Raw genomic sequence first — 256 nt, forward strand, 5'->3', positions numbered from 1 at the left:
GTGGAAGGATCCCGGCTTCCAGCTTGCGTTCTTTTCTCCGCTCCCGCTCAAGCAGCCTTTTCACCACCTGCTTATTCTGGAAGCCATAGTATCCCGCAACTTCCCGCTGCGTTTTTCCCTCTGCCGGAATAGGGCTTGTTTGAAAAATAAAAGTTGCACAACAAACCAAGTTATGCGAAGCTAAGGGCATGAAACGATATGAATTAACAAAAAAACAATGGGAACGAATCAAGCCGCTGCTGCCACGGGAAGAAAC

General features: G+C 48.0%; 1 pseudogene. It reads right to left on the bottom strand.

Annotated elements, in window-relative coordinates:
- Positions 1-256 (bottom strand): annotated as a pseudogene (locus NE547_RS18280) (hypothetical protein); the annotation flags it as partial.

The sequence above is a fragment of the Flavonifractor sp. DFI.6.63 genome (assembly GCF_024462255.1).
Classification (GTDB): Bacteria; Bacillota; Clostridia; order Oscillospirales; family Oscillospiraceae; genus Lawsonibacter_A; species Lawsonibacter_A hominis.